Annotated in this window: 3 protein-coding genes and 2 pseudogenes; all 5 read right to left on the minus strand. The window is 56.4% G+C overall.

All coding sequences use genetic code 11. The annotated features are described in order from the left end of the window. Nucleotides 1-308, minus strand: a pseudogene (locus QMM04_RS20260) (M35 family metallo-endopeptidase); the annotation flags it as partial. Between the two features lie 286 nt (nt 309-594). Next, nucleotides 595-885, minus strand: coding sequence for a PAAR domain-containing protein (locus tag QMM04_RS23215; protein ID WP_337958348.1), 291 nt, complete (start codon nt 883-885; stop codon nt 595-597). Nucleotides 886-915: 30 nt separating this feature from the next. Next, nucleotides 916-1,074: pseudogene (locus tag QMM04_RS20265) on the minus strand (type VI secretion system protein TssA); the annotation flags it as partial. A gap of 183 nt (nt 1,075-1,257) precedes the next feature. Then, nucleotides 1,258-4,710, minus strand: a complete 3,453-nt coding sequence (locus tag QMM04_RS20270; protein WP_167519798.1) for an ImcF-related family protein — start codon at nt 4,708-4,710, stop codon at nt 1,258-1,260. Beyond that, complete coding sequence (locus tag QMM04_RS20275; RefSeq protein WP_282996871.1) at nt 4,707-5,930, minus strand: hypothetical protein; 1,224 nt, start codon at nt 5,928-5,930, stop codon at nt 4,707-4,709. The genes QMM04_RS20270 and QMM04_RS20275 overlap by 4 nt, the downstream gene beginning before the upstream one ends. Between the last annotated feature and the right edge of the window lie 19 nt (nt 5,931-5,949).

The raw sequence follows: 5,949 nt of genomic DNA on the forward strand, positions 1-5,949 counted from the left end.
TCAAAGTTATAAGCGGTATCCAGTGCTTCAGGTTTACCCTCCTGGGTCAATTTTATCGCAACCGCGCTGAGTCCATCATCAGTTGTCCCCAGCACATCATTAAAATGTGACATTTCATGGCATAACGTCACAACTTTTGAATCTTTACCATTCATCGGTGCAGAAAGAAATTTATTGGCTATCGTTATATAGTGATCTTTATCAGCATTGCTCACGCAGGCATATACATGTTGATCTGCAAATCTGAATTTCTGATACGTCATTGATGTATTAAGTTCTATTTCTTTCTTTACGGCACCGAGAATTTTCTGATGCGAAGCTTCGTCATCTCGGCCAAAAACCTTTTTGAACGCGGCACGATCCTGTTCACTCCAGCGAACTCATTCCTTGAGCCTTCTTTCCAGCGCTGCTTTTTGTGCTCTTAACGTATCATTCATTTCATCCTCTGTGGGTCGTTTACTTTCTTCCATCTCATACACCGGGTTACCATTACCATCCAGAATCACATCACCATACTGATTTTTTTAAAAGGACACCATTTCCTTTGCCTGTGGGGTTCTTTTTAGCAGATTGTCCATATTGTTCTGGTTCGCTCTAACTACTGGGCGCTTTCTCATACGTATCGTCCACCATTGACGCAATAAACCTCGACTGACACGGGCAGGAACTGTAACTGTCCAGCGTCCCGGCCATCCTGCGCCCGTGTACGCTGTCAATCGCGATACCGCCGACGATGTTATATATGCCGGGAAACCTCCCGCAGGTCACTTTATCCCCTTCGCGGGAAACAGCCTTTCCGAACAGACAGTGATCTTCACAGCCCTCAACAATAACGCCACCGCAGGTAGTCCTATCCCCGCGTACCAGATAATTACCCTTTGCCATATAATACGTCCTGTTTGCTTATTACGAATGTTACTGGCACAGCACGGCGGCCCGTTCCGGATCAATGGCAATCAGCCCGGCCAGAAGATGCTCCATATCGGGATTTAGGCGCGTTTTGTCCGCTTCGTTGCGCCCCGCCTTCATCCGCATCGGTTTTAGCCGCCTCGCCTTCACCTCAAACAACTGTTCCGTCCCCCAGTGCACGTGCGTCAGGGTTGTCGAATGAATACCGGCTCTATCCAGCTCATCTACCGTTTCTGTGTATCCTGCATTTTTGTCCTATCCGGTGCCCAGGCCACTGGGCGCGGCGTAGATGGGGGACAAATGTTGTGCGCCAAAGGACGTAGCATACTGTGACACTGCCGGCTATATTCAGTCATCATCCACTGCGCCGGATGAAATATCGTTATCACCATATTCCACGTCTGCCGGTTCATTTTCGGTCAGTATGGCGGCATCCACGCTGAATATCTGAGAAGGCAGGGTAAAGTTGCGCAGCTTCAACAGCGCGAGCGGACCGTCGCCCAATTCCGTACGCAGCAGCCACTGAAGCTGTCGATTGTCCGGCGCAGACACGGTCAGCCGGTACAGACCGTCGTTTTCCTTCCGCCGCTTCATTTTCTCCAGCATTCGGATAACGCCCCACGGACCGCTGTCGTTTTCAAACAGCCGGGCACCTGCCGCGGTTGAGGTCCAGGTCAGCATTGCGCCGGGTTTATTCATCACCCCCGGCCAGCGGATGCTCTGCCAGTCGGCAAGCTGGTTGAAATAATGCAGTTTCTGACCATCCAGGGTCAGTTGCGTTTCAACAACTTCCGGCATCGCTACCCCCTGCATCTCAAAGCTGATGCCCTGGCTGCCGTCAGTAAACAGGATGTCGGAAAGTTCGCTCAACTGGTTAATCGCCTTCAGGAACGCCGGACTGAACGCAAGCCCCTGACTGTTGGTGCTGTCGGCCACCCAGGTGCTGCCCTCCCGGTGCAGCACCCCGCCCAGCTGCGTTGTCAGGAAGTGATCGATGCGCCCGCTGTCTCGGCGGATGAACGCGGCCAGCATCGGCAGCGAGGCATCATTATTTCCGGCGGCAAAAGGATAACGGCCGTCAAATGCGGAATGCCAGTTAGCAACTACGGAACGCTGCCATGCCTCGTTCAGGCTGGCCGCCGATGGCTGAAGCACGGTCTCCCAGGCCTGGGCCAGCGGTTGAACGAACATCGTGTCACCAAAACTGCTCCACTCCTCGCCAAGACTCGCCGCCACCAGGCTGCCGTATTCCCGGGTATCGGTCAGGTCAACGCTCTTGCCCTGAAACACCGTCTGCGCCAGCTGCTGCATCATCGCCTGCGGATCAGGGGCGCCCGCCACCTGCTGAAGCCGCAGGCGCACGCGGGTCAGGCGGGTGAGATACGTCTGGAGGCTGAGCGAGCTGTCCGCCGCCATAACGTTCTGCGCACTGTTTTTTCCCATCAGCGCCAGAAGCGGCCCAAATGTGCCGTCCAGCGGGCTGACTGGCCCGGCGGCCTGCTGGTCAATCACTGGCTGCTCGTCTTTACCCAGCAGATTTTTCGCCGATTTCACCAGCGAATCAGCTATCGCCTCTTTCTGCTGCCCGGTCTGCCCCTGGTACGCCAGCGTGTTCATCAGGGCAATCAGCGGTGACTGGCGCACATCGCCTGTCAGGGTCAACTGGTCGGTGACGTCGGCGATATTGTGTGCGGGATTCAACCGGATACTGTTGAGGAAGTTCAGCCATGCGCCAGCGAAATCGGTGAAGTAGCGGTCCGTCAGGCGCTGTTTCAGCGCCTCCGGCGACACAACGCCTGAGACCGTTTTGCGGTTATCGCTTAGTACCCAGTCAATTTCATCGCGCCGTGAGGCCACCGCTTTATCAATTGCATCCTGAACGCCCCCTTCCCACGCCTGACGGGTGAACATCCCCGGCACTACCTCCTGCGTGCTGAACAAGCGGGCGGCATCGGTCTGCGGTGTCATATCCTCAAGAGTCATGTCAGCATAGTTGCGCCGCACCTGCGTGAGCATATTCTCGTACAGGGTGCTTTCGGCGTTCCGCTGGCCAATTTGCTCCAGCAATACCTGACGCACCTGGGTCACCAGTTGTGTGTCCGGCGTGATTTTCCAGGACGGCTGAGACGGCAGGTTCTGCACGTAAAATGTCCACAAATCCGGTGCAATACTCTGCCACAACGCCGGAGAAACCGCGGTACGGGCAGGCCGGGTGCCTGTCATCACCTGGGTGTAAAAGGCCGCATCCGCTTTATCCGGAAGCGCCATCATCAGGTACGCTTTCAATTGGTCGTAACCCGTTTTCGCAAGTGCAGCCCGCTGCGGGCTGCGTGGCGGCAGGTTTGCCAGCACGGTCAGTTTTTGGGTCAGTGCCTGTACTGCCGCATCGCGGATCAGTCGGTTGTTCGCCTGCGTGTACCAGGGCATCAGGGCGGCTGAGAGCGGCGCATTGTGGTCAAGACCGAAACGCTGGTACCAGGGAGCACCGTGTGCCTCCTGGTTCTGCATCCGTCCGATATCATTACGCAGTAACTGTAACGCCATCAGTTGTTCATCATTAATAGCCGGATGCTGTACCAGCTGTTGCACCCGCTCAGTAGCGCTCACAATATGCTGGCGATTGACTATAAACGAGAGCAGGCTGCAAGCCCCCCACAGGGCAATCAGCGCCAGCAGGCTGATGCCGAGGGTACGCTGCCAGGGCATCCCAACCGGCACACCGCGCGCACGAATACAGTCATCCGTCACGCCCTGCCACACCGCCGGAGCGGACCAGCGGTGGGGATGAAGCCCCTCGCCAGTCACGTTCTCCGCCGTCAGCGACGGGCTGAACATCAGGCCGCGCAGGGGAATACGCTTCAGGTGCTCCGTCAGCCATGGGGTCAGCAGCGTGCGCCAGTGGGCAATGCCGTTTTCCTCAAGAGCGCGTCCGAAACGCAGCAGAAAATCGTGGGCCGGGTTAGCGCATAGCTGCGCCATCCCCTGCTCTCGCAGGGACGGCAGAATAGCGCGGAGATGCCGTTCAGCCACCTCCGGCGTGGCCCGTGCCGGGAACAACGCCCCCAGCGCCTGAGTGGCACGCGTCTCCTGCGGCCAGTCGCTGTCATGCACCTGCCAGAGGTAGACCGGCGGCTGGTAGTGCAGCGCCTCCCCGACCTGTTCCAGCGTGCGGAGATGGTTATCCAGCGTACCGGCTGTTGTCTGGGTATCATTCAGAGCCAGCACAATGCCGTCGAGCGGACGGTTGCGGCGCAGTTTACGCAGGGCGGCAAGGCGCTCTGCGTCCGGTGCAGATAACAGGCTGCCGCCGTAAATCAGCACCGTTTGCCTACCCTCCAGCCACTGTTTCTCTGTCAGACCGGGAGCAATGGCGGCAATGTGCGTAGGTTCGCCGCAAACCAGCAACAGACTGACTTTCCTGCGCCAGAAGAGGTTATAGCGGCGACGGAGGTGAGCCACCAGTCCGGAAAACGTACTGTCAAAAAGGGGGGCTTCCGGCGATGTTTTTTCCTCACGAGGAACATCATCTCCCTTCATTTCCGCACGCACCTGCCGGAAGCTCTGCCGCCCGGCAAAACGAGCGCCATAGAATGTCAGAACGGCAAATAACAGGCTACCTGCCACAGCAACACACAACCCCGCCAGCCAGCGGATTTGACTTACGCTACCTGGCGTCAATCCCGCTTTTTCCGGATACTGCCAGACTACAAAGCAGGCCAGACCCATCGTTACAGCCAACAACAGCATTATCAGCCAGAATCTCATCTCTGCCTTTTTCACCGGCAATGGAAAATATCTCAATTATGGTTCTCCTTCCCTGACAGATAAGGTGTTATCACCGTACTCCACATGACTGTGCCGTTCTGTTCACCGCTAATAATCAACTGGTTTTCCTGCATCTTCACAGCCGCCTGTGTTGCAACAGCAATCGCCAGCCAGGGAGCTGCACACCCTGCCTGTCCCAGTGCAGTATCAATGTCATACTGCGCCGTATTCATGTCCACGCCCTGAAGCGGCGAAAGTCCATTCAGAGCGGCTATCGCCTTTTGCCCACTCACGGACAACCCGGCTCGCCATAAATGATGCACGTCCTCCGGCTGCACTGGCCCCCAGTCCATCGCTTGCGTAATGTTTTCCGCCAGCGTGTCCGGTACGCTCTGTTCCGGGCGGTGCAACAATGCAAACGGCGTGAGGGTGTTCTGCGTCAGTCGATTGCCCAGCAACAGCGCAGTCACCGCTTCCGCCGAGCCATCCGGGTTCTCCGGGGCAATCTGCAACGCAACCACCAGCAGCAACGTGTTTTCGCGGATACGGTTATCCAGCCAGCGATCAATCGCCGTCAGACCGTGGCCTTCGATATATTCTAACTGCTGCCGGATGCCGTTCTTTTGCCAGACATCACGCCACAAGTCCCGCACCCGCTGACTGGATACAGAAGTATCGGCCTCGAACAGCACGGTCACTGACTGCTCAACGGGATACTGACCGAGTGAAACAGCCAGCGCTGGCAGTAAATCCGCAAAAATCTGCGACAAAAACACATCAGGAGAAATATCGGTAGGGATGATGCGGCTGTGACGCGTATTACCACCTCCTTGCCAGGATGTCTGCGCACGCAGGGCGCTCTCATGCTGAAAAAATGCCTCTGCAGAGGGGAAGCGGAACCGCTCCTCCGGGCTGCTCAATGCGGTAATATACGCCCCGTAGAGGATTTGTAGCGTTCTGCGCCCACGGCGAACGGCCTGTAGAATGGCGTCTTCGCGGTGTTTATCCCACGCATTTGTCTGAATCTGCCCAAGCAGATAAACCATCTCCCGGCACCATGCTACGGCCAGCCACAACAGTACCGGGATACCAACAGAAACCAGCCAGAATTCGACTGATTTGACGGGTAACCCTGAGAACCACGCCCAGAGTGCCCCGGTCACCAATATTCCGGCCAGACCTTTCAGCCAGCGCGATCGAACTGGTGGTTTTGGCCGTAGTGCAGGTTCAGGAATTAAATTTAATTTAACAGGCATAAGTACACACGCTTATTCA

It is taken from the genome of Pantoea sp. Pa-EAmG, assembly GCF_030024295.1.
GTDB classification, from domain to species: domain Bacteria; phylum Pseudomonadota; class Gammaproteobacteria; order Enterobacterales; family Enterobacteriaceae; genus Pantoea; species Pantoea dispersa.